The sequence below is a fragment of the Microbacterium sp. LMI13-1-1.1 genome, from assembly GCF_040815625.1.
Classification (GTDB): Bacteria; Actinomycetota; Actinomycetes; order Actinomycetales; family Microbacteriaceae; genus Microbacterium; species Microbacterium forte.
Genome location: NZ_JBFPNL010000001.1, coordinates 349,385 through 376,303 on the forward strand (window position 1 = coordinate 349,385; position 26,919 = coordinate 376,303).

At 68.6% G+C, this 26,919-nt stretch carries 23 protein-coding genes and 1 tRNA gene; 11 read left to right on the forward strand and 13 right to left on the reverse strand.

Going from position 1 to position 26,919, the window contains the following annotated elements; all coding sequences use genetic code 11:
• Positions 1–48 precede the first annotated feature (48 nt).
• Positions 49–1,677 carry an extracellular solute-binding protein gene (locus tag MRBLMI13_RS01635; RefSeq protein WP_367820902.1) on the forward strand — a complete coding sequence of 543 codons (1,629 nt, stop codon included), beginning with the start codon at positions 49–51 and terminating at the stop codon, positions 1,675–1,677.
• Positions 1,678–1,815: 138 nt separating this feature from the next.
• Here the strand turns inward: MRBLMI13_RS01635 and MRBLMI13_RS01640 are convergent, their stop codons facing one another.
• The 6 genes from MRBLMI13_RS01640 to MRBLMI13_RS01665 form a co-directional block, all read right to left on the reverse strand.
• On the reverse strand, positions 1,816–2,982 hold the full coding sequence (locus MRBLMI13_RS01640) for an ROK family transcriptional regulator (RefSeq protein WP_367820900.1): 1,167 nt from the start codon (positions 2,980–2,982) through the stop codon (positions 1,816–1,818).
• Between the two features lie 22 nt (positions 2,983–3,004).
• Positions 3,005–3,988, reverse strand: a complete 984-nt coding sequence (locus MRBLMI13_RS01645; protein ID WP_367820898.1) for an acetylxylan esterase — start codon at positions 3,986–3,988, stop codon at positions 3,005–3,007.
• On the reverse strand, positions 3,978–6,413 hold the full coding sequence (locus MRBLMI13_RS01650; protein ID WP_367820896.1) for a glycosyl hydrolase family 95 catalytic domain-containing protein: 2,436 nt from the start codon (positions 6,411–6,413) through the stop codon (positions 3,978–3,980). Before MRBLMI13_RS01650 ends, MRBLMI13_RS01645 begins: the two co-directional genes overlap by 11 nt.
• A 100-nt stretch (positions 6,414–6,513) precedes the next feature.
• A complete protein-coding gene (locus MRBLMI13_RS01655; protein WP_367820894.1) occupies positions 6,514–7,491 on the reverse strand; it encodes a zinc-binding dehydrogenase in 978 nt (325 codons plus the stop codon).
• A 44-nt stretch (positions 7,492–7,535) separates the two neighbouring features.
• The gene (locus MRBLMI13_RS01660; RefSeq protein ID WP_367820892.1) at positions 7,536–7,958 is read right to left on the reverse strand and encodes an organic hydroperoxide resistance protein; all 423 of its coding nucleotides are present in this window, start codon (positions 7,956–7,958) and stop codon (positions 7,536–7,538) included.
• 47 nt (positions 7,959–8,005) lie between these two features.
• Entirely contained in the window at positions 8,006–8,449 is a 444-nt protein-coding gene (locus tag MRBLMI13_RS01665) for a MarR family winged helix-turn-helix transcriptional regulator (protein ID WP_056376539.1), read from the reverse strand.
• 70 nt (positions 8,450–8,519) lie between these two features.
• Here MRBLMI13_RS01665 and MRBLMI13_RS01670 point away from each other — a divergent pair, with 70 nt between their 5' ends.
• Together MRBLMI13_RS01670 and MRBLMI13_RS01675 are read left to right on the forward strand one after the other, a co-directional pair.
• Positions 8,520–8,930, forward strand: a complete 411-nt coding sequence (locus MRBLMI13_RS01670) for a hypothetical protein (protein ID WP_079112621.1) — start codon at positions 8,520–8,522, stop codon at positions 8,928–8,930.
• A 64-nt stretch (positions 8,931–8,994) separates the two neighbouring features.
• A complete protein-coding gene (locus tag MRBLMI13_RS01675; RefSeq protein ID WP_367820889.1) occupies positions 8,995–10,629 on the forward strand; it encodes an MFS transporter in 1,635 nt (544 codons plus the stop codon).
• Positions 10,630–10,642: 13 nt separating this feature from the next.
• Here MRBLMI13_RS01675 and MRBLMI13_RS01680 read toward each other — a convergent pair whose 3' ends face one another.
• Both MRBLMI13_RS01680 and MRBLMI13_RS01685 read right to left on the reverse strand, forming a co-directional pair.
• Complete coding sequence (locus MRBLMI13_RS01680) at positions 10,643–11,839, reverse strand: AI-2E family transporter (protein WP_367820887.1); 1,197 nt, start codon at positions 11,837–11,839, stop codon at positions 10,643–10,645.
• Positions 11,840–12,020: 181 nt separating this feature from the next.
• Positions 12,021–12,281, reverse strand: a complete 261-nt coding sequence (locus tag MRBLMI13_RS01685; protein ID WP_367820885.1) for a hypothetical protein — start codon at positions 12,279–12,281, stop codon at positions 12,021–12,023.
• Positions 12,282–12,347: 66 nt separating this feature from the next.
• Between MRBLMI13_RS01685 and MRBLMI13_RS01690 the strand changes: the two genes are divergently transcribed.
• Complete coding sequence (locus tag MRBLMI13_RS01690; RefSeq protein WP_228385686.1) at positions 12,348–12,662, forward strand: hypothetical protein; 315 nt, start codon at positions 12,348–12,350, stop codon at positions 12,660–12,662.
• Positions 12,663–12,749: 87 nt separating this feature from the next.
• On the opposite strand, the gene MRBLMI13_RS01695 is transcribed toward MRBLMI13_RS01690, so the two are convergent.
• Positions 12,750–12,822, reverse strand: a tRNA-Arg gene (locus MRBLMI13_RS01695).
• A 16-nt stretch (positions 12,823–12,838) separates the two neighbouring features.
• Entirely contained in the window at positions 12,839–13,651 is an 813-nt protein-coding gene (locus tag MRBLMI13_RS01700) for an SGNH/GDSL hydrolase family protein (RefSeq protein WP_367820883.1), read from the reverse strand.
• A gap of 70 nt (positions 13,652–13,721) precedes the next feature.
• Here MRBLMI13_RS01700 and argS point away from each other — a divergent pair, with 70 nt between their 5' ends.
• Both argS and MRBLMI13_RS01710 read left to right on the forward strand, forming a co-directional pair.
• A complete protein-coding gene (gene argS, locus MRBLMI13_RS01705; protein WP_311879348.1) occupies positions 13,722–15,386 on the forward strand; it encodes an arginine--tRNA ligase in 1,665 nt (554 codons plus the stop codon).
• 39 nt (positions 15,387–15,425) lie between these two features.
• Entirely contained in the window at positions 15,426–16,286 is an 861-nt protein-coding gene (locus tag MRBLMI13_RS01710) for a DUF2993 domain-containing protein (RefSeq protein WP_311879346.1), read from the forward strand.
• Positions 16,287–16,289: 3 nt separating this feature from the next.
• Here the strand turns inward: MRBLMI13_RS01710 and MRBLMI13_RS01715 are convergent, their stop codons facing one another.
• Positions 16,290–17,345 carry a YihY/virulence factor BrkB family protein gene (locus MRBLMI13_RS01715; RefSeq protein WP_367820881.1) on the reverse strand — a complete coding sequence of 352 codons (1,056 nt, stop codon included), beginning with the start codon at positions 17,343–17,345 and terminating at the stop codon, positions 16,290–16,292.
• Positions 17,346–17,495: 150 nt separating this feature from the next.
• Here MRBLMI13_RS01715 and lysA point away from each other — a divergent pair, with 150 nt between their 5' ends.
• The 5 genes from lysA to prfA all read left to right on the forward strand — a co-directional run bounded on the left by lysA (position 17,496) and on the right by prfA (position 24,467).
• Positions 17,496–18,905: a diaminopimelate decarboxylase gene (gene lysA, locus MRBLMI13_RS01720; protein ID WP_056376558.1), complete on the forward strand. Its 1,410-nt coding sequence runs from the start codon at positions 17,496–17,498 to the stop codon at positions 18,903–18,905.
• Positions 18,906–18,968: 63 nt separating this feature from the next.
• On the forward strand, positions 18,969–20,276 hold the full coding sequence (locus MRBLMI13_RS01725) for a homoserine dehydrogenase (RefSeq protein WP_367820878.1): 1,308 nt from the start codon (positions 18,969–18,971) through the stop codon (positions 20,274–20,276).
• Positions 20,277–20,278: 2 nt separating this feature from the next.
• On the forward strand, positions 20,279–21,208 hold the full coding sequence (gene thrB / locus MRBLMI13_RS01730) for a homoserine kinase (RefSeq protein ID WP_309687674.1): 930 nt from the start codon (positions 20,279–20,281) through the stop codon (positions 21,206–21,208).
• Between the two features lie 197 nt (positions 21,209–21,405).
• On the forward strand, positions 21,406–23,376 hold the full coding sequence (rho, locus tag MRBLMI13_RS01735) for a transcription termination factor Rho (protein WP_367820875.1): 1,971 nt from the start codon (positions 21,406–21,408) through the stop codon (positions 23,374–23,376).
• A gap of 11 nt (positions 23,377–23,387) precedes the next feature.
• Positions 23,388–24,467 (forward strand): peptide chain release factor 1, encoded by a 1,080-nt coding sequence (prfA, locus tag MRBLMI13_RS01740; protein ID WP_042541861.1) that lies wholly within the window; start codon positions 23,388–23,390, stop codon positions 24,465–24,467.
• Between the two features lie 34 nt (positions 24,468–24,501).
• On the opposite strand, the gene MRBLMI13_RS01745 is transcribed toward prfA, so the two are convergent.
• Both MRBLMI13_RS01745 and MRBLMI13_RS01750 read right to left on the reverse strand, forming a co-directional pair.
• Positions 24,502–25,155 carry a response regulator gene (locus tag MRBLMI13_RS01745; RefSeq protein ID WP_056376562.1) on the reverse strand — a complete coding sequence of 218 codons (654 nt, stop codon included), beginning with the start codon at positions 25,153–25,155 and terminating at the stop codon, positions 24,502–24,504.
• Positions 25,152–26,801: a sensor histidine kinase gene (locus tag MRBLMI13_RS01750; protein ID WP_367820873.1), complete on the reverse strand. Its 1,650-nt coding sequence runs from the start codon at positions 26,799–26,801 to the stop codon at positions 25,152–25,154. Before MRBLMI13_RS01750 ends, MRBLMI13_RS01745 begins: the two co-directional genes overlap by 4 nt.
• Between the last annotated feature and the right edge of the window lie 118 nt (positions 26,802–26,919).

Below are 26,919 nucleotides of genomic sequence, written 5' to 3' on the forward strand. Positions count from 1 at the left end.
CCACCACACACACCCGCACACCTGAACCGGTCAAAGGAGATTCCGGCAATGACACACCGCATCACACGAGGGGCGATCGCAGCGGTCACCGTCGTCGCGACGGGACTGGCGCTCGCCGCCTGCACCCCGTCGAGCGACGACAACGGCCAGCTGGTCGCATTCGGCCCGCAGGGCGAGAACGGCTCGCTCAAGGACAACCTCTTCACCCAGGAGGTCGAGAAGAAGTTCGACATCGACTTCGACTGGCAGACCACCACCTACGACGGCAGCGTCGCGGGAGAGAAGCGCCAGATCTCGCTCGCCAGCGGTGACTATCCGGACGCATACTTCCTCGTGCCGTGGGTCGACGGCTTCTCGCGCAACGAGATCCTCAAATACGGCCAGCAGGGCGTGCTCATGCCGTTGGAGGACCTGATCGACGAGCACGCGCCGAACCTCAAGAAGCGCTTCGAGGAGAAACCCGACTGGGAGCAGTCGGTCACCGCGCCGGACGGTCACATCTACGCCATCACCCAGTGGAGCGAGTGCTTCCACTGCAGCTACCCGTCGAAGCTCTGGATGAGCACGACGTGGCTCGACGCGCTGGGACTCGAGCAGCCGACCACCACCGAGGAGCTGCGCACGGTGCTGCGTGCCTTCAAGGACGGGGACCCGAACGGCAACGGCGCGGCCGACGAGGTGCCGCTGAGCGGATCGGCGTCGGAGCCCATCATCAACTACCTGATGAACGCCTTCACCTATGCACCCGTCGGCGGGCCCTCCAGTCCGCCGCCGCTCGTGCTCGACGGCGACGAGGTCGTGCTGAACGCCACCTCGGACAGCTGGCGCGCAGGGCTGGAGTACATCACCTCGCTCGCCCAGGAGGGGCTGCTCGACACGGCGGCGTTCACTCAGAACGGCGACGCGCTGAAGGCGCTCGGCGACAGTGCGGATGCACAGATCCTCGGCTCCGCCGTCACTCTGCACCCCTACGTCTTCGTCTCGGCGGACTCGCCGGACGGTCGCGACAAGAACTACGACGCGGTGGCACCCCTCGCAGGACCGGACGGCACGCAGCTCGCCACCTGGCGATCGCCCGTGAACCCGGTGGGGACCTTCGCCCTCACGAACAAGTCGACCGAGGAGGAGCGCATCGAGGCGATCAAGCTGCTCGACTACCTCGCCACGGACGAGGGGCAGATCCGCGCGTCCATGGGGCCCGAGGGCGAGGCCTGGGTGCCGGCTGAAGAGGGCGATCTCGCGCTCGACCCGGAGCTCGAGCCGACCTTCCGTCCCGTCACCTACGACGAGACCTCCAATGCCGCGTGGCGTTCGATGTCGCAGTACTGGGACTCGCTCGAGTTCCGCAACGCGCAGGTGGTGCCTGAGGACATCTACACGCCGGACGGGTACGAGCGACGTCTGCTCTATGCGACGCAGGAGTACGAGCCGTTCGCGCCCGACGAGAGCGTGCTCTTCCCGGTCGAGAAGCTGTGGCCCGACCTCGAGACCTCTGCCGAGCTCGCAGAGCTGCAGACGAACATCGCCACCTACATCACGCAGGCGCAGGCGGAGTTCGTCACCGGACAGCGCGACATCGCAGACGACGCCGCGTGGGACGCCTACGTCGCCGACATCGAGGGGCTCGGACTCGCACGCTACCTGGAGCTGCTGCAGGCGGCCTACGACGCACTCTGATCGACCATGAGGTGCGCGGGACGGATCATCCGTCTCGCGCACTTCTGCGTCTGGCCGTCGCAGGAGCGGATGCGCAGCGGAGGGAGCGGATGCGCAGCGACATCCGCACCCTCCGCTCGAAGAGCTGTGGCTGACGGGTCAGCGCACGAGCGACTGGATGGCGGCGGCGGATGCGCCTCGCGCCCAGTCCTCGAACGTGTGGGGCCGGGTCAGGATGCGGCAGCGCGCCGCAGCGCCGAACGCGTGCGCGTCGAACGCATCGTGCAGCGTCTTCTCGAAGAGATCGAAGTCGGAGACGCCCTCTCCGCCGATGATGACGACCTCAGGGCCGGTGAGGTTCACGAGGGTGGCGATCGCCGTGCCGATGAGGCGGGCGGCTTCTCGGAACGCGGCATCGGCGTCAGGGTCGCCCGCATGGGCGAGGGCCACGGCCTCATCGATGGCGATCGGGCGTCCGAGGGCGGCCGATACGGCTGACTCGATCGCGCCCGTCGATGCGGCCGCCTCGACGCAGCCGCGGCGGCCGCACGGGCAGACGAGAGACGGGTCGGCGAGCGGCAGGTGGCCGATCTCACCCGCGACGCCGAACGCCCCGCTGACGACCTCGCCGTTGAGGTGCAGGCCGCTGCCGATGCCGCGTCCGATCGTGACGATGGCGAAGGATGCGGTGCCGAGACCGACTCCGAACCAGTGCTCGCCGATCGTCAGGGCATGCACGTCGTTCTCCACGGTGACGGGCCAGGGAAGGCGCTCCTGCAGGAGGTCTCCGAGCGACACATCGGCCCAGCCCATGATGTTCGACTCGCGCACGATGCCGGTGGAGCTGTCGACGTCGCCCGAGACGGCGACGCCGATGCCGGCGATCGCCGAGGCACTCGCCCCGAGCTGGGTCTCGAGGGCATCGACGATCTCGGAGATCGTCTCGATCACGGTGCGGGGATCGTCGGCGGGGAGGGCGCGGCGCTCGCTGGCCAGCACGGTGGTCGCGAGGTCCGTGGCGACGGCGATGACCTCGTCGACGTTGACCTTGACGCCGATCATGACCATCGCCTCGAGGACGATGGACACCGGGCTCACGGGCCGCCCGGGGGTGCCGTCGCGGTGCGAGGCCGGCGGTGCATCGACGAGGCCGGCGGCGACGAGCGGGGCGACGGCCTTCGTGACGGCGGCCTGGGACAGTCCGGTCTGGCGGGCGATGTCGATCCTGCTGATGGGGCTGCGCGTCAGGATCGTCTCGAAGACCCGGGATCCCGCGTCGGACGCCGAGCGGATCAGGGTGGTACGCGCTACGGTGTCGTGGTCCATCGGGTCCTTCGGGTCGTGTCGGCTATCGTAGCGAATCCGCCGCGAGGCGGTCGGGCGCGCGCGCACCGAGATGCTCGGCGGCGAACTCCAGTGCGTTCTCCTCGTCGAGGTCCCCGCCGGCTTCGTGTCCGTTGTACGGCCAGAGCGCCACGGTCTTGGGGCCGCCGTATGCGGTGAACGCGGGAAGCACCGTGTCGGGTGGTGCGATGCCGTCGAGGAGTCCCGTGCTGAGCAGCGCCGGGGCGTTGGCGCGCTTCGCATGGGTGATGCCGTCGAAATACCGAAGAGTCTCGAGAGCGGCCGCGGTGTCATTGCGACGGTCCGCGAAGTACTGCGTGAGCAGCGCGTACGGATGCTCGGAGCTCAGCACCGCCGCCCGGTCGAGCTCGCAGAGGAACGGGGCCTGCACGATCACGGCGGCAAGGTCCGGCACGAGGCCGGCGATCGCGAGCGCGATCCCCCCGCCCTGGCTCGCCCCGACCGCACCGACTCGTTCGGCGTCGACGAGGTCGATGGTGCGGAGGGCGTCGACGGCTCGCACGGCATCCGCATAGACCCGGCGGTAGTAGTACTCCTCGCGCGAGCGGATGCCGCGGGTGAGGAAACCGCCGGCCGAGGGGCCGCCGTCGGCGTGGTCGTCGTCGGTGTCGCCGTGCCCCTGCCCGCGGGCGTCGACGACGAGGTGGGCGTAGCCGGCCGATGCCCATCGCAGATCGCGCAGTGCGTGGCCACGGCCGTTGCCGTAGCCGAAGAACTGCACCAGCCCGGGAAGTGGTCCTGCGGCGCCGTGCGGCACGCGCAGCCAGGCGCGGATGGGTGTTCCGCCGAATCCTCGGAACGACACGTCGAACACGTCGATCTGCGTGAGGCGCGTGGGGTGCGCGGTGACGGTGAGATCGAGGGGACGGCTGCGGGTCTTCTCGATCGTGTCCGCCCAGAAGACGTCGAAATCCTCGGGCTCGGTCTGAGTGGTGGGCGCGTCGATGAGACGCGTCTCACCGTGCACGGGACTCCGCCTCGTCTGCCTCGACAGAGCCGAAGCCGTGACGCGCGAGGTCGACCTGCCCGCCGGCGGGCACCAGGATCTCCGCCACCCGGTCGCCATCCGAGACGGTGACGTGCCTGTCGCGGTCACCGGGATTGCGGAGGATGCCGGAGGTCACCCGCCCGCCCACCCAGGCGATGTCGAGCACGAGGCCTGGGCGCACAGCCATGCCCTGGACGTCTCCGTGATCCCACGAGAGGGGGAGCGCGGGAAGCAGGCGGACCGTGCCGCCGTGGCTCTGCACGAGCATCTCGGCGATCGCGGCAGGAAAGCCGAGGTTGCCGTCGATCTGGAACGGCGGATGCGTGCTGAACAGGTTGGGCAGAAGGCCGCCCCACTCCGACCCGTCGACCGGGCCGTGCCGGGTGGCGTCGCCGTCGAACGGGGTGAGTGCCTCCTCGAGCAGGGAGGCGGCGACCTCGCCCTGCCGTGCTCTGGCGCGCAGCGCCACCTTCCAGGCCCACGACCAGCCCATCGCGCCGGGACCGCGGGCGTCGATCAGTCGCACGGAGGCGTCGAACAGCTCGGGGGTGCGCTCGGGTGTCACCAGGTCGAGCGGGAACAGCCCGACGACGGGGGAGAGGTGCCGATGCAGAGGTTCGTGCTCTTCGACCTCCGCGGACCATTCGAGCAGGCGCCCGTCTGAGCCGACCTGCAGGGGTGCGAGAGCTGCGAGCGCCTCTCTCAGCTCGGCTTCGAGCGCATCGTCGAGGCCGAGCGCATCGATCGCGACGAGTGCGCGCTCGAACAGCGAGCCGATGAGGCTGAGGTCCGAGGTCGCGGTCAGGCCGAGGGGAGTCGGCCGGCCGTCGGCGGCGACGTAGGAGTTCTCGGGCGCGGTCGAGGGGGAGGCGTGCAGGTGGCCGTCGGCACCCGGCACGAGCCAGTCGAGACAGAATTCCACCGCACCGCGCATCACCGGCCAGATCCGTGCGCGCAGCAGCTCGGTGTCTCCGCCGAACTCGTACGCGTCCCACAGATTGTGGGTGAGCCATACTCCGCCCATCATCCAGATCGCCCAGCTCGCGGCGCCGTGGCCGTCGCCCACGGGCAGGCTCCAGCCCCAGACGTCGCTGTTGTGGTGGGCGACCCACCCGCGCGTCCCGTAGAGCTCGCGCGCGGTGTCGGTGCCCGTGCGTGCGAGCAGCTCGACGAGCGAGAGGAGCGGCTCGAGCGCATCGGGGTCGAGCAGCATCGGAGCCGCCCAGTAGTTCATCTCGGTGTTGATGTTGATCGTGTAGTTCGACGACCAGGCGGGCTGCAGCTGGTCGTTCCAGATGCCCTGCAGGTTCGCGGCGGGGCTGCCTGCGCGAGAGCTGGAGGTGAGGAGGTACATCCCGAATTCGGCGGCGACGGTCGCGCGCAGCAGAGGGTCGGAGCCGTGAAGGACATCGCGGTCGACGCTCCACTCGCCCTCACGCCGACTGCCGATCGCGAATCGCGCCCGAGTGATGCGTCGCCGGTCGGCGACGTGCTCGGCGAAGAGGGCGGAGACGTCGCGCTGAGCCGCGGTCTCCGCTCTCGCTCGTGCGCGATCCCGGATCGCCTCCCGAGAGGCGGTCCGCCAGTCCCCGTCGGCGTCGGCCCACCACGACCCGGCGCGCGACGATGTGGACAGGGCGATCAGCAGGCGGCGGGCATGGCGGACGATGAGGTGATCGCCGGTTCGACGCACCTCGCCGTCCGAGTCGAGCGACACGGCGACGGCCGCATAGGCATCGAACTCGGTGTCGTCATCGGTGTAGCGCAGGGGATCGACCGAGTCCTCGTGCAGCGGAGCGCCGTCGATCGGCGCCTGGACGTCGAGGACGAGGGCGTCGTGCGCATCGTGCGCATCGACGATGCGACCGCGCAGGGGCGTGGACAGCTCGACGGTCGCCGCGAACTCGACGGTCGAGGTGAGCTCGATGATCAGGACCTGTGCCGGAGCCGAGATCCAGGATCGACGGATGACGTCCCCGTTCGGGGTCCGGAGTGTCTCGGTGAGCGTCGCCGAGTCGAGATCGAGGACGCGGCACGGAGCGGACAGGTCGGCATCCTCATCGGCTTCGTGCACGCGGACGTGCAGGTCGGCGAGGGGCAGGAACTCCTGGGAGTAGGGACCCTCGAAGGCCATGAGGAGGTCCTCGGCGATGCGCACGTCACCGGCCCTGAGTGCCTCGCGAACCGCCGCGAGACGCTCGGGGCCGGCGCCCTTCGCGCGCACGTTCTGCAGTGCGCGCGCGGGGCCGTCGGGTGTTCCCGACCAGATCGTCGAGTCGTTGAGCTGATAGCGACCGTCCGATCCGCCGAATGACATGGCGCCGATGCGGCCGTTGCCGAGTGGAGTCGCCTCCTCCCACAGGGTGGCGGGGGCGTCCCAGGTGAGGCGCAGTGTGTCGGTCATCGCACTCCGGTGTGTTCGATCGATCTCGATGTCACCGTCAGCGTATGCGGCATTAATTGCCACTGTCAAGTAATGCGCAACACCCTGCGCCTCGCCGAGATCAGAACTTCAGAAGCACCTTGCCCACGCGGCCGGCGGTGTTGCTCGCACGCACAGCGTCCGCGGCGTCTGCAGCGTCGAAGACCCCGGCGACCGGCAGGGTCAGGGTGCCGTCGCTGACGCGCTGGATGAGTTCGCCGAACAGAGCGCCGCGTGTGGCGGCATCCATCGTCTGGATGACCTTGCTGCCCCAGAAGCCCTTGACGGTCGCCTGCTTGAAGATGACGTCGCCCGAGGCGATCTCCATCGTGGGCGAGTTCATGGCGCCGAAAGCGACGAGTGTGCCGCCCTCGCCGAGGAGCGACAGCACGTCCCCCGCAGACGATCCGCCCACGGAGTCGATGCCGAAGGCGATGTGCGCGCCGCCGGTGATCTCGGCGACCTGCGCGCGCCAGCCGTCGTCGTCGGTCGAGACGACGTTCTCGATGCCCTGTTCGCGGAGTTCGTCGACGCCGGCCGCGCGGCGCACGAGGCCGATGACATTGACGCCACGAGCGGCGCCGAGCTGGGCGAGCATGCGTCCGACCGCGCCGTTCGCCGCGTTCTGGACGATCCAGTCGCCCTTCTCGGCCCCCAGGAACTGCAGCAGGCTGATGGTGCTGAACGGCATCGAGACGAGCTGTGCCGCGCTCTCGTCGCTGAGCGACTCGGGAACCGGGATGAGACCTGCGGCGTTCGCGACCACGTACTCGGCCCAGGCGCCGAACGTGCCGCCGGTGGCGACCCGCTGTCCGACTGCCAGGTTGTCGACGCCCTCGCCGAGAGCGTCGACGATGCCGAGGGCCTCGGTGCCGGATGCCGCGGGCAGCTCGGGCTTGAAGCCGTAGGTGCCCCGGATGGTCCAGAGGTCGTGGTTGTGGATCGGCGACAGCACGATCTTCAGCCGCACCTGACCCGGGCCGGGCTCGGGGGTGGGGCGTTCGGTGACGGTCAGAACCTGTTCGGGATCGCCGAAGGTGTCATGGGTGAGTGCGCGCATTGTGTCTCCTCGTGGGATCGATCGTGGGGGATGTTCGGGGTGGATCAGTCGTCGGTGACGGTGATCTCGACGTCGATGTTGCCGCGGGTCGCGTTGGAGTAGGGGCACACCTTGTGGGCGGCGTCCGCGAGTGCCTGGGCCTGGTCGTGGGGGAGGTCGGGGATGACGACCTCGAGCTGCACGGCGAGCCCGAAACCGCCCTCGCCGTTGGATCCGATCTGCACGCGGGCACCGACCGACGAGTCGGAGATCTTCACCTTCTGCGTGCGGGCGACCGACTGCAGTGCGGAGTGGAAGCACGCGGCGTAACCGGCGGCGAACAGCTGCTCGGGGTTGGCGCCGTCTCCGCTGCCGCCCATCTCCTTGGGGATGGCGAGGTCGAGCTCGAGGTTGCCTTCGCTCGTGGCGACGCGGCCGTCGCGGCCGGCTCCTGTGGCGAGGGCCTCGGCGGTGTAGAGAGCTTCCATGGTGTGGATTCCTTCCGGTTGTGGTCAGTCGGCGCGCGGTGTGCGCGTCACGGGTGCGGGGTGGCGCCTGTCTTCTGCAGCCGCCCGGTGAGCTCCTGCAGCTCGGCGATCAGGCGGTGACGCTGGTCGTCGTCCTGCATTCCGGCGAGGGCTGCGATCGTGGTGTGGACAGGCGCGACCTCGGTGCGCAGCGCCGTGCCCGCCTCGGTCAGCCCCACCGTGACGACCCGCTCATCGGCAGAGCTGCGGGCTCGGATCACGTAGCCCGCCTGCTCGAGGCGACGCACGAGGGGGGAGAGGGTGCCCGAATCGAGCTGCATCGCGTCGCCCAGCGACCCGATCGTCTGCTCGCCCTCCATCCAGAGGATCGCGAGCACCAGGTACTGCGGGTAGGTGAGACCCCAGGGTGCGAGGAGGGCTCGGTAGGCCTGCGTCGTCGCTCGGGCGGCGGAGTACAGCGAGAAGCACACCATCTCATCGGTCACGGCCATCTCTCAAGCATTGCACACGATTAGATTGTGCACAATCTAATCGTGATCGAGTCCTCGCTACGATGAGGCCGTGCGGCTCCGTCCCGTCGACCTCGTCGACATCTTCGTCTACCTCGTGGTGCTCGGCGTCTTCATCCAGCTGTTCCCCGAGGTCATCTCCGAGTCATTCCTTCTCGCCCTGCTGACTGCGGTGCTGCTCAAGGTCGTGCTCGAGGGAGTGCTCTACGTGAAGAAGCGCATCGTGGCGCGCATCCGCGGAACGCACAGCCGCTGGGTCAGAGTGCTGAACGTCGCCGCGTTGCTCCTCGTCCTTCCCGGTAGCAAGTTCCTCGTGCTCGAGATCGTGGCGTGGGTCTTCGGCGACGCCGTGTATCTGGGTGGGTTCTTGCAGGTGACCGCGCTCATCATCGTGCTCATGCTCGCAAGGGGTGGTGTTCGGAGGATCGTCGATCGTCCGGCCGTGGAGGCGCACGCCGACTGATTGCCGCTGAGAGGCGGTGAACAGATTCGTGACACCTGTCTAATTGCTAGCTAGGCTAGTAGTCATGGAACGCTACATTCGCCTGCGCTGGGTGGGCCTGGTCTTCATCAGCATCGCCGTGTCGCTGATCATCGTCGATTCGACGATCGTGAATGTGGCGATTCCGGCGATCGTCGACGATCTGGTTATCACCTCGACCGAGGTGCAGTGGGTGCAGGAGGCTTACACGCTGGTGTTCGCCGCCCTGCTCCTCGTGTTCGGCAGTCTGGCGGATCGTTTCGGACGACGGCGCGTGATGCTCATCGGCGTCGTCGTCTTCGCGGCGTCCTCGGTGCTCGCGGCGTTCGCAGCGGACGGCGGGATGCTGATCCTCGCCCGTCTCGCGCAGGGAGTCGGCGGGGCGATGATCCTGCCGACGACACTGTCGATCATCAATGCGACGTTCCGAGGCCGCGAGCGCGGCATCGCCTTCGCGGTGTGGGGCTCGACGATCGGCGGTATGGCAGCTGTGGGCCCTCTGCTCGGGGGATGGCTGACGACGGCGTTCTCCTGGCGCTGGGCTTTCGGCATCAACATCCCGCTCGGGATCGTCATCATCATCGGGGTGCTGCTCACGGTCGCCGAATCGCGCAGCGATCGGACGTCGAAGATCGACGTCGTCGGAGCGATCCTCGCGGTGATCACGATGGCGAGTCTCGTGTTCGGTCTGATCGAGGGGCGTACCTACGGGTGGTGGCTCGTCGACCAGCGTCCTCAGATCGGCGACTGGACCTGGCCGTCGGACGTGTCTCCGATCCCGTTCGCCTTCGCGCTGGCCGTCGTCGCCCTCGTCGCCTTCATCGCGTGGGGCGTGCATCGGGAGCGCCGCGGCAGGGGGACCCTTCTCGCCCTGCGTCTGTTCTCCATTCCGTCGTTCCGCAACGGCAACATAGCGGCGACAGTGGTGTCTCTGGGCGAGTTCGGCATCATCCTCGCGCTGCCGTTGTGGCTGCAGTTCGTCCTGGGGTTCGATGCGCTGCAGACGGGCCTGCTGCTGCTCGCCCTGGCCGGCGGGTCGTTCGTGGCCAGCGGCGCGGCGGGCGCGGCGAGCGGCAAGATCGCTCCGGTCTGGGTCGTGCGGGCGGGACTTCTGGCCGAGATCATCGGCGTCGCAGGCGTCGGCTTCGTCATCGCCCCAGACGCGTCGTGGGTGCCCCTCATCCCGTTCCTCTTCGTCTACGGACTCGGTGTCGGCCTCGCCACAGCTCAGCTGACGGGTGTCGTGCTCGCCGACGTGCCGGTCGATGACAGCGGCGCGGCGTCGGGCACCCAGTCGACGTCGCGCCAGCTCGGTGCTGCTCTCGGTGTCGCCGTGCTCGGGACCGTGCTGTTCACGAGCACGGCCGGGATCCTCTCATCGTCACTCGATGCACGGGGGCTTCCGGTCGAGCAGCGCGATCAGATCGTGTCGTCCGTCGTCGACAGCGCCGGCGCGGCGATCAGCGGGCTCGAGGCGCAGCCCGAGACCGCCGAGATCGCAGACGATGCGAAGTCGGCGTTCTCTGACGGCACCCGGTTCGCCGCGTGGACGGCGGCGGGGTTCCTGTCGCTCGGATTGCTCTCGACGATCTCGCTCGGCGCCGGTGCGGGCGCCAAGCCACGCCGGGACGAGGACGCTGCGGCCGCAGATGCAGCGCCGGGGAGCGGCCCATCCGATTGACGGAGGCCGTGTCCTAGCGGTCGCCCGATCGGTGGTCGCGTGCGGACCGTCGACGCCGGGGTCTCGTTTCAGGTCTCTCCTCTGCGGGGTGCTCCTCTGAAGGAACCGCATTCCGGTCACCGGAGAGCCACCGAAGCCACGTCGTGCTCGGGTCGCCTTCGAGCACCAGAGTGCGCACGAGCAGGGTGAGCGGAATGGACAGGATCGCTCCGAGCGGTCCGATGATGAAGGTCCAGAAGATCACCGAGAGGAAGCTCAGTGTGAGGCTGAGGTCGACGGCGTCGCTGACGAACTTGGGCTGCACGAGGACCTGCAGCACGACGTTGACGACGCAGTAGACGGCGATGACGCCGAGGAGCAGAGGCCAGTCGCCGACGATGAACGCGAGGATGGCCGGTGGCACGAGTCCGAGAATGAACCCGATGTTGGGGATGAAGTTCGTGACGAACGCGAGGATCGCCCAGACGATCGGAACCGGGATTCCCATCCACCACAGAGCGAGCCCGTCGATGACCGCGACGATGGCACCGAAGGTGGCGTTCACGACGTAGTACCTGCGGATGCCGGAGTTGAGGCGCACGATGCGCTCGATCGTCGCGCCCTTGCTCGCTGCGAAGAGCACGGGAGCTTGACGGTAGCGGGCGGCGTCGACCGCCATGAAGATGATGTACGCGCACACGAAGAACAGTGCGGTGGCCGCGCTGAGCGCTGTGCCGCCGACGCTGCGCGCGACGGCGACCAGCGTCGCGGGATCGAGAACCGAGGCCGCAGCGTCCGACGACTCCGCGTCCAGCCCGAGGGACCGCAGTGAAGAGATGAGCTGATCCGCGGCGCGGGTCAGACCGCCCTCGGAGGTGAGGTCGCTGATCAGTCGAGCGAACTGCGTCCCCGCGAGCCACAGCAACGCGCCCATGGCCAGGAGTATCAGGTAGGCGAGGGCGATGACGGCTGTCGTTCCGGCCCATCGGGGCCAGCCGCGCCGATCGAGTGGTCGGCGGAGGGGCTCGCAGATCACCACGATCGCGATCGCGAGCGCGACGGGCCCGAACACCTCTCGGGCGAAGTACACCCCGGCGAGAGCGACGGTCGCCGCCGCGAGCGTCAGGAGGACGCGCAGGTTGGGGGAGAGCCCCCCAGCCTCAGCAGGAGTGGGAGCGTGAGCGGTGCGTGTGGGGCCGTGGACGTCCTTCGGCCGACGATTGCGCAGCATCTCACGAATCATAGGCGGTGAGTGGTGCTCCGAGTGATGTCTCCGACCCGGGTCACACCACGGCGCCGGGTTGGCTTAGGGCGCGACGCTCGGACAGCTCGTGACCGTGCGCGGTCAACGCGTAGCGGGAGCGTCGAGTGAACCAGTCCGAGCAGTGTCCGGTGCGCCGGTTCACGCGTGACTAGTCGTAGCTGCGGTGGACGTGCCAGCCGTCCGCGCCCCTGAAGACATCGAACACCAGCGACAACCCGTCGTCGTTCGTGCCCTGGAAGCGCCATCCATAGAGCCCGTGATGCTGAGTCGCCGATGCGGACCAGATCGAGTGACGTAGGCGCGTAGGGGTATCGGACACCCTCCACCGGTGCCCGGCGAAGACCATGCGCGACGGAATGTCGTTGACCATCCATAGGGTTGCCGGGAGGTGATCGGTCGTCGGTCGCATGAGTTCAGAATAGAACATAGCTTCGAATGTTGCTACCCTGAACTCAGGCCGGAGAAGGGAGCCGGCATGGGGTCTAGCAAGCGTCTCGCTGCTCACTACGACATGCGATCCCAGTACCAGGCGATCCTCGCGGCCGCTCGATGTGGACCCCTCCAGTCCCTGACTGACCGCGAACTCGCACTTCGAGAACAGCCGGTCACCATCTACCCGCAGCCATACCGTGCAGTCCGCGCGTGGGTGCGGTTCGGGCCGGAGGCCATTCGTGTGGACGCCAAGCTCGCCCGCTCCACACCCGAGGCCGCAGGTATCGAGTTCCGTGCCGGCGAGACCACGTTCCGATGCTGGGTCTGGGGTAATGCCGTCACGGCCGACGATGCCTGACTTCGTGTCGTGCGCTCACGTCGCGAAGAGCACCAACGAGAAAAGCCGCCTGAACCCAGGCGGCTTTTCTCGTGGAGTTGATGTGTGTGCCCCCGACAGGAGTCGAACCTGCGACCTACGGTACCGGAAACCGGCGCTCTATCCACTGAGCTACGGAGGCGTACCGATCGACAATATCACTGCTCGGGAGTGGTCTCCGACCCACCGGCTTCGGTCACCGGCGCGTCGCCCACTTCGCCCAGCGCCGCGGCCAGTTTTTCGGCGAGGTAACGGTGGCCGTCCGTCGACGGGTGCTTGCGGCCCACCTCGACGTCGATGACCGACAGATAGTTCTGCTCGGTGATCCAGTCCTGCGCGACGGGGGAGATGTACCACCAGCTGCGAGCCGCGGCGAGTTCGCCGAGATCGGCGTCGATGCGAGCGGTCTCGGCGCCCACGGGCAGCTCGTGGGGCGCCGGGCCCAGGATGACGATCGTCGCCTCCGGATACTTCGCGGCCATCGCATCCCACGCGGCGGTGACGGCCTCTCGGTACCCGGCCTCGCCCTGTGCCCGGTCGTTGATCGACCCCTGCAGGATGATCAGGTCGGGGCTGAGCGCGGGGTCCAGAGCGGCGATGCGCTCGCCGAAGGCGGGGCCGTCGAGTCCGGGCTTGAGGTAGCCGCTGCCGCGGACGCCGTCGACGATCGTCTCGCCGTCGATCAGGGCGGCGAGCTGATAGGCGTAGCCGAGGGTCGGGTCGGTCGCAGCCGATCCGTAGGTCCAGGAATCGCCGAACACGAGCACGGTCGGATGCTCGGGAAGATGGAGCGGAACCGGCGCGATCGCGACGGCGTCTTCATTCGCGACGGCGGCCGCACCGACGGGTGCCGAGGACGGCACGGGAACCCACGGGCGCCAGACACCGAGGACGACCGCGGCGAGCGCCAGGATCACGGCGACGGCGAGGCCTGCGACGGGCAGACGGCGGCGGGCGGGGGCGGCCTTCATGGCATGACTGTAGATCACGATCCCGCCCGCGCAAATTCCGACGCGTGACGCGCCGTAAACTGGGAGGCCTATGAACCCTGAAACGCTCGCCACAGCCCTCCTCGCCGTCCTCGCACCGATCGCCGAGGAACGACGTCCTGGCGAGCCGCTCGGACTCACCGCAGCAGACATCGTCTTCGAGCGTCCTCGCAACCGCGACCACGGAGACTGGGCCTCGAACATCGCGATGCGCCTGGCGAAGCCGTTCGGCACGAACCCCCGTGAGCTCGCGCAGCAGATCGCCGACGGGCTCGCACAGGTCGACGGCGTGCAGAGCGCAGAGGTCGCGGGGCCCGGGTTCATCAACATCCGCCTGGACGCGGCTGCAGCCGGCGCACTGGCGAAGGTGATCGTCGACGCCGGTGCCGAATACGGGCACAACGACACCCAGGCCGGGCGCAGCATCAACATCGAGTTCGTCAGCGCGAACCCGACCGGACCGCTGCACATCGGCCACACCCGCTGGGCGGCGCTGGGCGACGCGATCGCCCGGGTGCTCGCGGCCTCAGGCGCGAAGGTCGCCAGGGAGTACTACATCAACGACGCCGGCGTGCAGATGGAGCGCTTCGCCAACTCGGTGCTGGCCGCAGTCAAGGGCGAGCCCACCCCCGAGGGCGGATACGCCGGCAGCTACATCGGCGACCTCGCCGCACGGGTGCTCGCTGCGCGCCCCGACCTGCTCGACCTGCCCGGCGACGAGCAGGTGGTCGTGACGCGCGAACTCGCTTACGGCTTCCAGCTCGAAGAGCAGAAGCAGTCGCTCTCGAAGTTCAACGTCGATTTCGACGTGTGGTTCTCGGAGCGCACTCTGCACGCCAAAGACGAAGACGGAGTCAGCTTCGTCGACCGTGCCGTCGATCGTCTGCGCGAGCAGGGGCACGTGTTCGACCACGAGGGCGCTGTCTGGGTGCGCACCACCGACTTCGGCGACGACAAAGATCGTGTGATCCGTCGCTCCAACGGCGAGTACACCTACTTCGCCGCCGACGCCGCGTACTACCTCAACAAGGGCGATCGCGGCTTCGAGTACAAGCTGTACCTGCTGGGCGCCGACCATCACGGCTATGTCCACCGCCTCAAGGCGATCGCGGGCGCGGCAGGGGAGGACCCCGAGAAGAACGTCGAGGTGCTGATCGGGCAGTTGGTCTCGGTGGGCGGCGCGCGTCTCAGCAAGCGCGCCGGAAACATCATCGAGATGGACGATCTGCGCGAGTGGCTGGGCACCGACGCTCTCCGCTACTCGCTCGAGCGTTCGCCCGCCGACTCTCCTCTCGCGCTCGACCCCGAGCTGCTGCAGAAGCGCACGAACGACAACCCGGTGTTCTACGTGCAGTACGCGCATGCTCGCACGCACAACGTCGCGCGCAACGCCGCCGACTCCGGGGTGGACCGTTCGGAGTTCTCTCCCGAGACGCTCACGCACGAGACCGAGAGCGCGCTTCTCGGCGCCCTGCAGGAGTTCCCTCGCATCGTCGCGTTCGCGGCTGAGGTGCGCGAGCCGCACCGGGTCGCGCGCTACCTCGAAGAGCTCGCGGGCCTCTACCACCGCTGGTACGACAACTGCCGGGTCATCCCACAGGGCGACGATCCTGTCGAGACGGTGCATCGCACGCGTCTGTGGCTCAACGACGCCGCAGGGCAGGTGTTCCGCAACGGACTCGACCTGCTCGGTGTGTCTGCGCCAGAGCGCATGTGACTCCGGTTGCCGTCCGGCGTCGTAGGGCAGGATGGCAGCATGAGCGACGACAACCACACCCTTCCTTACCCCGCTGCGGATTCCGAGCATCCGACGCTCGTGATCCCCGGCGGCAAGGATGGTGCGCCCGTCGACGGTGTCGCTGCACCCGCACGCAAGCGCAAGCGGTGGCCATGGGTGCTGCTGATCGTCGTCGTGGTGCTCGCCGCTCTCGTCGTGGCGGCGGAGCTCATTGCGCGGGCTGTCCTGCCCGGCATAGTGCGGGGCATCGTGATCGAACAGCTCGATCTGCCCGCTGACCAGGAGCTCGCGGTCGAGGCTGACGGGATCCTGCTGCCTCAGCTGATCGGTGGCACGCTCGACAGCCTGCACCTCACCACCGACTCCGTGACCCTGGAGGGGATCACCGGCGCCGTCGACGTCACTGCCACGGGCGTCCCGCTGCGCGGCGGTGACCTGCGCGGCGCTTCCGGCACCATCCGCATCGATGAGTCGCAGTTCACGGATCTGCTGTCCGACACCGATCTCCCCATCGACACCGTCACGCTCGACACGCCGAACGCGACGGTGGCGGGCTCCGTGAGCGTGCTGGGCATCGCGATCCCGATCTCCCTCACGGTGACTCCTGGCGTCGCGGAGGGAGACCTCGAGCTCACCCCCGTCGGGCTGACGATCGGCGGACTCGAGGTCGACGCGGATCAGGTCGGATCGACCCTCGGCGCACTCGGAGAACGGCTCACCGAGACGCAGCGCATCTGCATCGCCGATCAGCTGCCCGCGGGCATCACACTCACCGACCTCGAGATCGATGGAGCGGAGGCCGTGATCGACGTCGACGTCGACGGTGCCATCGCCACCGACGAGAGTCTGCTCGAGAAGGGCACCTGCCCTCAGGGGTGACGCTCAGTCGTCGTCGGAACCGAGGCGGGCTTCCCGTTCGGCCTGCTGGGCCGCGCGAAGCTCCGACGTCGCGAGCGCGACCTCGGCCTCAGCTCGCTGCACGCGTCGCTGCGGGAAGGTCGTCGCGCCGAACCGGGCATGCACGCGGTCCTTGCGCTCTTCCTCCGACGTGACGATGTATGCGCACGAGATCAGGATGACCTGGGTCGACAGGTTGAGCCAGATCAGCAGCGCCAGCAGCGTGGCGAAGGATGCGAGCAGCGGATTGCTCGTCGCGCCCCCGATGAACAGCCCGGAGAGCTCCTGCAGCACGAGCAGCCCGACGCCGCCGATGAGAGCCCCGATCCAGAGGGAGCGCCCCGAGGGACGGAGACCGGAGAGCAGCCGGAACACGCCCGCGATGAGCACGGTGTCGAGCGCCAGTACGACGATCAGCGAGACGATCCGGATGCCCCAGGATGCGACGGGCGAATCCTCGGGGATGCCGAGCAGACCGCTGATCCAGGTGATCCCGAGCCTACCGGCGAAAGTGACGGCCGCTGCAGCGATGAACAGCACGGCGACACCCACCGCGAGCAGCAGGTTGCGGAGCAGAACCCAGATGAACAGCACGTCGGCGTGCGCGGTTCCGGCGAGGACTCGCACCGCCGTGCGCAGGGATCCCACGGCGCCGAGCGCCGAGCCGATCAGAGCGACCGTCGAGACGGCGCCCGCGATCGACAGCGAGATCGGCTCCTTGAGGTCATCGGGATTCACGACGCCGTCTTCGCCGATGAGACCGGGCACCACGGACTGAACGGCGGAGATGATCGCATCCCAGACGTCCGGATTGCCGGCGAGCCACAGCGCGGCGATCGAGAAGCCGAGGAGAACGGCGGCGAACACACTGAACAGCGCGCGGTAGGTCACGCTGTCGGCCAGCATCGGGCCCCGACGCTCCGAGTAGAGGAGGAAGGCCCGCACCGGACGACGGGTCAGAGCCCAGCGGATCGTCGCAGTGCTGACGCGCGCGATCAGGCCGGGGCGTCGGGCATCGGGTGCTGCGGATTCGGTGCTCATCTCCACCACCTTACGAGTCGGCAGGATGAGTCCGCAGGGGGTTGACGCCGAGTGTCACCATGACTGATGCGGCATGCACGGTGCCCTAGAATCGGGGGCAACCTCGCAGTGCGCGTATCCGCCCGAGACTCGTCCCACGATTGGTGTTCCTTGCTTTCCCCTGCCGACTCGCTCGCCCCGGAATGGCTCGTCGTGCCCGACGACGTGAATGATCTTCCCGCCGCTGTGTGGCCCGCCTCCGCAGCCCGCGGCGCCGACGGAGAACTACGGATCGCCGGCATCTCCGCGACCGCTCTCGCCGAGACGTACGGCACGCCGCTGCTCGTGATCGACGAGGACGAGGTGCGTTCCCGCGCCCGCGCCTTCCGCTCGTCTTTCGACGCGGCGGCGAGCGAATACGGCACGACCGCGCAGGTGTACTACGCGGGCAAGGCGCTGCTGACCACGACGATCGCGCGCTGGGTGATCGACGAAGGACTCCGCATCGACGTGTGCACCGGCGGCGAGCTGGAGGTCGCGCTCGCAGCGGGCGTCGCTCCGGCATCCCTGGGCTTCCACGGCAACAACAAGTCGGTCGCCGAGCTCGAGCGCGCCGTCGAGGTGGGCATCGGCACGATCATCGTCGACAGCGCGATCGAGATCGAGCGTCTGGCGGCGATCACCGCCAGGACGGGCGCTGTGCAGCGCGTGCTGGTGCGGGTCATCAGCGGCGTGCACGCCGAGACCCACGATTTTCTGGCGACGGCCCACGAAGACCAGAAGTTCGGCTTCCCGCTCCCCGACGCCGAGCAGGCGGTCGCCCGCATCCGTGAGATCCCCGGCATCGAATTCGCCGGACTCCACTGCCATATCGGATCGCAGATCTTCGGCGTCGCGGGCTTCCGCGAGTCGGCGGAGCGGGTGCTCGAGCTGCACGCCGCGCTGCTCGAGGGTGGACCGGTGCCTCAGCTCAACCTCGGCGGAGGCTTCGGCATCGCATACACGAGCGTCGACGACCCCACGCCGATCGAGATGCTCGCGGGCGAGATCGTCGCCGCCGTCGCGGAGGGCTGCGCCGCACGCGGGATCGCCGTGCCCGCCCTGTCATTCGAGCCGGGCAGGGCGATCGTGGGCACCGCCGGGGTGACGATCTACGAGGTCGGAACCACCAAGGACGTCGCGCTCGACACCGGAGCCACTCGGCGTTACATCAGCGTCGACGGCGGCATGAGCGACAACGCCAGGACGGCGCTCTACGAAGCGCAGTTCTCGGCTCGTCTCGCCTCGCGGCTCGGCTCAGGGGAGCCGCAGCTCAGCCGGGTGGTCGGCAAGCACTGCGAGTCCGGCGACATCGTGGTCGACCACGAGTATCTGCCCGCCGATGTGTCTCCGGGCGACCTGCTGGCTGTTCCCTCCACCGGCGCCTACTGCGCGCCTCTCGCCAGCAACTACAACCACGTCCCTCGCCCTCCGATCGTCGCCGTGCGCGATGGCCGGTCGGCGATCATCGTCCGCGGCGAGACCATCGCCGACGTCCTGGCACGCGATGTCGGCGTCGGGGCATCCGAGAACCACGGGTGATCCGCGCGAACGACGCGGTCCCCGACGTAGCACGACTGATCAACCCTCCTAAGGAGAGATGCAATGACGACTGAGTACCGACGACTTCGGGTGGCGCTCCTCGGCGCCGGAGCGGTCGGCTCCCAGGTGGCCGCCCTCCTTCTTCGCCACGGCGACGAACTCGCCGACCGCGCGGGTGCCACGCTGGAGCTGGCCGGCATCGCGGTGCGCAACCTCGATGCGCCGCGCGAGACCGATCTGCCCAAGGAGCTGTTCACGACGGATGCAGAGTCGCTGATCCTCGGCTCCGACATCGTGATCGAGCTGATCGGCGGCATCGAGCCGGCGCGCACGAGCATCCTGCAGGCGATCGGCTCCGGCGCCGATGTGGTCACGGCCAACAAGGCGCTGCTGGCGACGCATGGTCCCGAGCTGTTCGAGGCGGCCGACCGCGTGGGCGCATCCGTCTACTACGAAGCGGCCGCTGCCGGTGCGATCCCGATCATCCGCCCGCTGCGCGACTCGCTCGCCGGCGACCGCGTGGTGCGCATCATGGGGATCGTGAACGGCACGACCAACTACATCCTCGATCGCATGGAGACCGAGGGCGCCGACTTCGCCGACGTTCTCGCCGACGCACAGCGCCTCGGTTATGCCGAAGCAGACCCGACCGCCGACATCGAGGGATACGACGCCGCCCAGAAGGCCGCGATCCTCGCGAGTCTCGCATTCCACACTGCGGTTCCGCTCGACGCCGTGTACCGCGAGGGCATCACGACGATCACGGCGTCGATGATCGACGAGGCGCGCGCCGCCGGCTTCGTGATCAAGCTGCTCGCCGTCTGCGAGCGCATCGAGGCCAACGGCACCGAGTCGATCTCGGTGCGCGTCTACCCGGCACTCGTCCCCAAGTCCCACCCGCTCGCCTCGGTGCACGGAGCCAACAACGCCGTCTTCGTCGAGGCGGAGGCCGCAGGCTCGCTGATGTTCTACGGTGCAGGCGCCGGCGGAGTGCAGACGGCATCCGCTGTGCTCGGAGACGTCGTGTCGGCGGCTCGTCGGCACATCGCCGGCGGTGTCGGCGTGGGGGAGTCCACCAGAGCGAACCTCCCTGTGGTGCCGATCGGTCACGTCACGACCCGTTACCAGATCACTCTCGAGGTCGCGGACGCTCCGGGCGTGCTCGCGACCGTCGCCGGGATCCTGAGCGATGGAGCCGTTTCGGTCGCCACTGTCGTGCAGACCGTCGAAGGAGAAGACGAGCCCACCGCTCGCCTCGTCATCGGCACGCACCGGGCCACGGATGCCGCGCTCAGCGCCACGGTCGATGCGCTCGCCGACAGCTCTGTCGTCGAACGGGTCGTCTCGGTGCTCCGCGTGGAAGGCGAGTGACGATGGCGGCGGGGCGCACGGTCGAGGTGACGGTCCCGGCGACCAGCGCCAACCTCGGCCCAGGATTCGACACCCTCGGACTCGCGCTCAGCGTCTACGACACGCTCCTGGTGACGGAGCTCCCTGCGGGAGCGCTCGAGATCGAGGTCTCCGGTTCGGGAGCAGCCGAGATCCCCCGTGACGACTCGAATCTCATCGTGCGCACGATCGCGCATGTGTACGCGGACGTCGAGCGGCCCCTCCCGGGGCTGCGCATCGTCGCCGAGAACGGCGTGCCGCACGGTCGTGGACTCGGATCCTCAGGTGCTGCGGTCGCGGCGGGCATCCTCGCGGCCAAGGGGCTGCTCGAGGGTGATGTCGAGATCAGTGACGCGGACATGCTCCGCCTCGCCACCGAGATCGAGGGACACCCCGACAACGTGGCGCCCGCGCTGTTCGGCGGGCTGACGATCGCGTGGATGGGTGAGCGCGGAGCGCAGCACAAGAAGCTGCTCGTGCACCGCGGTGTGTCCCCGCTCGTGCTCGTGCCCTCGTACACGATGTCGACCACGAAGGCGCGCTCGCTGCAGCCGCCTCAGGTCTCGACGGCGGATGCGGTGTTCAACGTCTCGCGCTCGGCACTGCTGATCGCCGCACTCATGCAGAGCCCCGAACTGCTGCTCGACGCGACGGCCGACCGCCTTCATCAGGACTATCGAGCCGAGGCGATGCCCGAGACTCAGCGGCTGGTCCAGACGCTTCGTGCGGCGGGCTTCGCCGCCGTGGTGTCCGGTGCCGGTCCCAGCGTGCTCGTGCTCGCCGACGGCCCGGGAAGCCGTCAGGACGCCATGGAACTCGCCGCATCGACGACCGACACCCCGTGGGACGCGCTGCTGCTCGCGGTCGACGTGCGTGGTGGTACAGTGGGGAATCGAGCGGAGGGCTCCACGTAACTGCGTGAATCTGGCCCCATTGCAACTCTGCAAGACCCGCACGCAAACCCCTGTGACACTGCTCTCACCGAGAACTTCGTTCTTTCCGAGAACCCAGTGCAGAGGCTGACTGACGCCGAGCGTCAGTCCGTGCGATCGCGCGCAGCACCCGTTGTGCGCGTGCCGCTCATGTCCCCGAGACCAAAGAGGGAGTACTCGTGGAGAATTTCTCCGAGACCCAGAACGACCAGGCGGCGACTGCCGCCGAGGCTCCGGCAAAGGCCGCGAGCTCCGACGCCGCGACGACTGCCGCGACCGAGGTGGCCCCGGCCCGCAAGCGCGCGCCGCGCCGAGCGAGCACCGCATCGGCCGCCGCGAAGGCCGAGAAGGCTGCTGCGTCCGCAGACAGCACACCGGCGCCCGAGGCCCCCGCTGCCGAGGCGCCTGCCGCCGACGCGGCTCCCAAGGCCAAGGCCCCCCGCCGCAGTCGTGCGAAGAAGGCCGACGCCGAGACCGCCGAGGCTCCCGCAGCCGTAGAGGCTTCTGCACCCTCCTCATCGGCTCCCGCAGCGCCCGCCGAGGCCCCCGCTGCGAAGACCGCCGACAGCAGCGACTCCGCTGACACAGCCGGCTCTGCTGACGCTGCCGGCTCGACCGACGAGCCGAAGAAGACCACCGGCCGCGGACGCCGCACGGCGAAGAAGCCCGCGGCCGAGACCGAGGCTCCTGCGACCGAGAAGCCCGCCGAGGCCGCACCGGCCGACGCGACCTCCGCCGCCGACTCGTCCTCCGACTCCGCTGACGGCGGCGAGGAGCAGGGCGGCCGCAACCGCAACCGGAACCGCAGCCGCAACCGCGGTCGCGGTCAGAACGGCACCGCACAGGGCGGCGAGCAGCAGCCTCAGCAGCAGCAGAGCGCACCCGCCGAAGACGAGGGCGGCAACGGCCGCAACCGTCAGCGCAACAAGCGCCGCGGTGGTGTGCCGACCGACGAGTTCGACACCGAGATCGGCGAGGACGACGTCCTCGTTCCGATCGCCGGAATCCTCGACGTGCTCGACAACTACGCGTTCGTGCGCACGACCGGCTACCTCGCCGGCCCGAGCGATGTGTACGTCTCCCTCGGACAGGTCAAGAAGTACAACCTGCGCAAGGGCGACGCGATCGTCGGCTCGATCAAGCAGCCGCGCGAAGGCGAGCAGCAGGGGCGCCAGAAGTACAACGCCCTCGTGAAGGTCGACTCGATCAACGGCCTGTCGATCGACGACGCCGCGACCCGCGTGGAGTTCGGAAAGCTCACCCCGCTTTACCCGCAGGAGCGTCTGCGCCTCGAGACGGTGCCCGAGAAGCTGACCCAGCGCATCATCGACCTCGTCGCTCCGATCGGCAAGGGACAGCGCGGCCTCATCGTCGCACCGCCCAAGGCCGGCAAGACAATCGTCCTGCAGCAGATCGCGAACGCGATCGCTCAGAACAACCCCGAGGTCCACCTCATGGTCGTGCTCGTCGACGAGCGCCCCGAAGAGGTCACCGACATGGAGCGCACGGTCAAGGGCGAGGTCATCGCCTCGACGTTCGACCGTCCTGCCGAAGACCACACCACGGTCGCAGAGCTCGCCATCGAGCGTGCCAAGCGTCTCGTCGAGCTGGGCCGCGACGTCGTCGTGCTGCTCGACTCGATCACGCGTCTCGGCCGTGCGTACAACCTCGCGGCTCCGGCATCCGGACGGGTGCTCTCGGGTGGTGTCGACGCCTCGGCGCTGTACCCGCCCAAGCGCTTCTTCGGCGCTGCGCGCAACATCGAGAACGGCGGATCCCTCACGATCCTCGCCACGGCTCTCGTCGAGACCGGCTCCAAGATGGACGAGGTCATCTTCGAGGAGTTCAAGGGCACCGGCAACAGCGAGCTGCGCCTGTCGCGTCAGCTCGCCGACAAGCGCATCTTCCCGGCCGTCGACGTGAACGCGTCGAGCACCCGCCGCGAAGAGATGCTGCTGTCGACCGACGAGGTCAAGATCACCTGGAAGCTGCGCCGAGCCCTCGCGGGCCTCGACCAGCAGCAGGCGCTCGAGGTCGTCCTGGGCAAGCTCAACGAGACCCACTCGAACGTCGAGTTCCTCGTGCAGATGCAGAAGTCGATCCCGACGCTGCCTTCGGGCGCGCACGGTCACGACAACAACATCCGCTGAGCGGAGCTGACGTGTTCGAGTCCGTCCAGACTCTGATCGACGAGCATCGCCGGGTGCAGGAGGAACTCTCCGACCCGGCGGTGCACGCCGATGCTGCTCGGGCGAAGCGCGTCAATCGTCGCTACGCCGAGCTGTCGAGGATCGTCGCCGCCTACGAGGCCTGGGTGGCGGCATCCGAGGATCTGGACGCTGCGCGTGAGCTCGCTCGCGACGACGAGGCGTTCGCCGCCGAGGTCCCGTCCCTCGAAGAGGGTCTGCAGACGGCGCAGGAGAAGCTCCGGCGTCTGCTCATCCCTCGTGACCCCGACGATGCACGCGACGTGATCATGGAGATCAAGGCGGGGGAGGGCGGTGCCGAGTCGGCGCTGTTCGCCGCAGATCTGCTCCGCATGTACATCCAGTACGCGGCGTCCAAGGGATGGAAGACCGAGCTGCTCGAGCGGAACGAGTCCGACCTCGGCGGCTACAAGGATGTCCAGGTCGCGATCAAGGGGTCGTCGACCGACCCGGCGCAGGGCGTCTGGGCGCACCTGAAGTACGAGGGCGGCGTGCACCGCGTGCAGCGCGTGCCGGCCACCGAGTCGCAGGGGCGCATCCACACCTCGACCACCGGAGTGCTGGTGTTCCCCGAGGTCGATGAGCCCGACGAGATCGCCATCAACCAGAACGACCTGAAGATCGACGTGTTCCGCTCATCGGGCCCTGGCGGCCAGTCGGTGAACACCACGGACTCGGCTGTGCGCATCACGCACCTGCCGAGCGGCATCGTCGTGTCGATGCAGAACGAGAAGTCCCAGCTGCAGAACCGTGAGGCGGCGATGCGCGTGCTCCGAGCGCGACTGCTCGCGAAGCAGCAGGAGGAGCTGGATGCAGCGGCATCCGACGCGCGCAAGTCGCAGATCCGCGGGATGGATCGTTCGGAGCGCATCCGCACGTACAACTTCCCCGAGAACCGGATCGCCGACCACCGCACCGGCTTCAAGGCGTACAACCTCGACCAGGTGATGGACGGTGCGCTCGAGCCGATCATCGTCAGTGCCATCCAGGCAGACGAAGAGGCCCGGCTCGCCGCGGTGGGCTCCGACTCCTGAGCCGATCGCGCGTCTGTCCTCGCCTGTGCTCGGATCAGGTGCGGGCCGCGTACCGGTGCTCGGGTCGTCCGGTCGCGCCGTAGCGCAGCCGCACCTCCACGACGGTGCGTGCAGCGAGAGCCGCGAGGTGACGCTGTGCAGTGGCGCGCGAGATCCCGACGAGCTCCCCGACCTCGGCCGCCGAGGCCTCGCCATCGCCGAGTGCCGCGAGCACCAGCTGCTCCGTCGCCGAACGCGAGACCGACACCGGTTCTCCGGCGCCGTGCAGGATCGCCAGAGCACGGTCGGCGTCCTCCTGACGCAGGGGCCGGTCGCCGGCGAGCAGATTGCGGTACCGCGCGTAGCGCTCGAGCAGGCCGATCAGCGCGCGTCGGTCGAAAGGCTTCAGCAGATATCCGACGGCACCTGATCTGAGCGCCCGGCGCACGGTGGGCGCGTCGTCAGCCGCCGAGATGAGGATCGCGTCGATCCCGGCCTCCCGCACCAGAGCGATGCCGTCTCCGTCGGGGAGGAAGACATCGGCGAGGAGCAGGTCAGGGCGCGCCGAGCGGATGCGTTCCCTCGCCTCGGCGAGAGACCGCACCGGCTCCAGGGCGGTGAACCCCGGTTGGTCGTCGACGATGCTCTGATGCAGCAGTCCGACGCGGAAATCATCGTCGAGTATCAGTACGCGGAGGGGGTCGGTCATTGCTTCTCCTCGGTCGTCGGAGTATCGGACACGGCGCGGCCGATGCGCGCGGCGAGAACGGCGCCGTGCTCCCCGCCCCCCGCGTCGATGATCCAGAGGTCTCCGCCACGGCGGCGCGCGATGTCTCGAGCCAGGGGGATGCCCAGACCGTGGCCGTGCACGTGATCGTGGTCGTCCTCACCCGGCCTCCGCGGCGCCATCGGATCGATCCCCGCGAGTCCCGGCCCGGAATCCGCGACCGTGACGACCAGCGCGTCACCGTCTCCCAGCACCGCTACTTCCACCCAGCGGGGGATCCGCTCTCCGGAGGCGGCTGCTTTCACCGCGTTGTCGACGAGGTTGCCCAGCACGGCTGCGACGTCCTCCGGCTCTGCCACACTTCCGATCAGCTGGGTCTCGTCCGCGATCCGCAACGCGACGCCGCGCTCACCGGCTTCGATGCCCTTGGCGCCGAGGAACGAATGCAGGAAGGGATCGCTGAGCAGCTCGAGCCCGGCGACGGGGAGCGCGACCGAGCCCCGCTCGACGAGCTCATCGAGAAAGCCTCTGGCGTCGTCGATCCTGGCCGCATCGATGAGTCCGGCGACCACGTGCATGCGATTGGCGAACTCGTGGCGCTGCACGCGCAGCGCAGTGGTGACCGCGCGCACGGTCTCCAGCCGCTCCGTCAGCGCGATGAGGTCGGTGCGGTCGCGGATGATCAGCACGTCTCCGAGCGGCCTCCCGTCGCGGATGACCGGTCTGGAGTCGAAGTACAGGACGCGTCCGCCCACCACCGCGGTCGATGTGGTGCGCCCGCCCGTCGCGGTCTCGACGACAGCCGGAGGAAGTCCGAGTTCCGCCAGCCGATGTCCGACCGGCGAATCGAGGCCGAGCATCCGGTCGACCGCATCGTTGCTGACCCGCACGACCCCGGCGATGTCGACCGCGAGCACGCCGTCGTCGACGCCGTTGAGCACTGCTGTCTGGTTCTGCACGAGCGCCACGAGCTCTTCCGGCTGCACGCCGAGCGTGAGCCGCTCCCAGCGACGACGCAGCAGAAGGAACGCGATGATCGCCAGGCACACCGCCCCCGTGGCTGTGGCGCCGATCACGGCGAGCAGGGGTGGGAGGTCGTCGAACACTCCCGTGCGCTCGAACCCCACGCTGACCTCGCCGACGGGCACGCCGACCTCGTCACGCACCGGCACCTTGGCTCTCGCCGACTCGCCGAGGGTGCCGGTCTGCCAGTCGACCACCTCGTTCCCGGCGAGAACCTCCTCGAAAGGCGTGCTGACCATCTGGCCGATGCGTGAGCTGGTGGGGTGGGCCAGGCGGATGCCGTCCGCGTCGGCGATCACCACGAAGAGCGCTCCGGTGCGGTCGGACACGTTCGACGCGATGCGCTGCAGCTCGCCGTTTCTGAGCATCTCGGCATCCGGCGTCTCCTGCATTGAGGAGATGCGCGCGACCTCGGCGCGAACCTGCGGGTCCTCGGCCAGGGTCCTCGCGATGCCGAGGGCGGTGGACTCGGCTTCGGCGCGCAGCTGCTGCACGGCGAGTGCGAGGTACACACCGGTGCACAGCGCGACCACGAGCGCGACCGTGCCGAGGTGCAGCAGCAGCGTCCGTGTCGCGAACCGAGGTCTCGTCGTCGTCTTCGACACCCTGTTCCCTTCGCACGCGACCATCGCGCAATATGCGCAGAACTCACGCTACGCGCACAACGTCCGGGAATGCGGCATACCGCGCTCGCAAGCGACGGATTGCCTAGTCTCGTCAGGA

Bases quoted from the DNA above. Each gene is read 5' to 3' on its own strand.
- MRBLMI13_RS01635 (WP_367820902.1), top strand. From the start codon at position 49: ATGACACACCGCATCACACGAGGGGCGATCGCAGCGGTCACCGTCGTC.
- MRBLMI13_RS01640 (WP_367820900.1), bottom strand. From the start codon at position 2,982: ATGGACCACGACACCGTAGCGCGTACCACCCTGATCCGCTCGGCGTCC.
- MRBLMI13_RS01650 (WP_367820896.1), bottom strand. From the start codon at position 6,413: ATGACCGACACACTGCGCCTCACCTGGGACGCCCCCGCCACCCTGTGG.
- MRBLMI13_RS01655 (WP_367820894.1), bottom strand. From the start codon at position 7,491: ATGCGCGCACTCACCCATGACACCTTCGGCGATCCCGAACAGGTTCTG.
- MRBLMI13_RS01660 (WP_367820892.1), bottom strand. From the start codon at position 7,958: ATGGAAGCTCTCTACACCGCCGAGGCCCTCGCCACAGGAGCCGGCCGC.
- MRBLMI13_RS01665 (WP_056376539.1), bottom strand. From the start codon at position 8,449: ATGGCCGTGACCGATGAGATGGTGTGCTTCTCGCTGTACTCCGCCGCC.
- MRBLMI13_RS01675 (WP_367820889.1), top strand. From the start codon at position 8,995: ATGGAACGCTACATTCGCCTGCGCTGGGTGGGCCTGGTCTTCATCAGC.
- MRBLMI13_RS01680 (WP_367820887.1), bottom strand. From the start codon at position 11,839: ATGCTGCGCAATCGTCGGCCGAAGGACGTCCACGGCCCCACACGCACC.
- MRBLMI13_RS01685 (WP_367820885.1), bottom strand. From the start codon at position 12,281: ATGCGACCGACGACCGATCACCTCCCGGCAACCCTATGGATGGTCAAC.
- MRBLMI13_RS01690 (WP_228385686.1), top strand. From the start codon at position 12,348: ATGGGGTCTAGCAAGCGTCTCGCTGCTCACTACGACATGCGATCCCAG.
- MRBLMI13_RS01700 (WP_367820883.1), bottom strand. From the start codon at position 13,651: ATGAAGGCCGCCCCCGCCCGCCGCCGTCTGCCCGTCGCAGGCCTCGCC.
- argS (WP_311879348.1), top strand. From the start codon at position 13,722: ATGAACCCTGAAACGCTCGCCACAGCCCTCCTCGCCGTCCTCGCACCG.
- MRBLMI13_RS01710 (WP_311879346.1), top strand. From the start codon at position 15,426: ATGAGCGACGACAACCACACCCTTCCTTACCCCGCTGCGGATTCCGAG.
- MRBLMI13_RS01715 (WP_367820881.1), bottom strand. From the start codon at position 17,345: ATGAGCACCGAATCCGCAGCACCCGATGCCCGACGCCCCGGCCTGATC.
- MRBLMI13_RS01725 (WP_367820878.1), top strand. From the start codon at position 18,969: ATGACGACTGAGTACCGACGACTTCGGGTGGCGCTCCTCGGCGCCGGA.
- thrB (WP_309687674.1), top strand. From the start codon at position 20,279: ATGGCGGCGGGGCGCACGGTCGAGGTGACGGTCCCGGCGACCAGCGCC.
- MRBLMI13_RS01745 (WP_056376562.1), bottom strand. From the start codon at position 25,155: ATGACCGACCCCCTCCGCGTACTGATACTCGACGATGATTTCCGCGTC.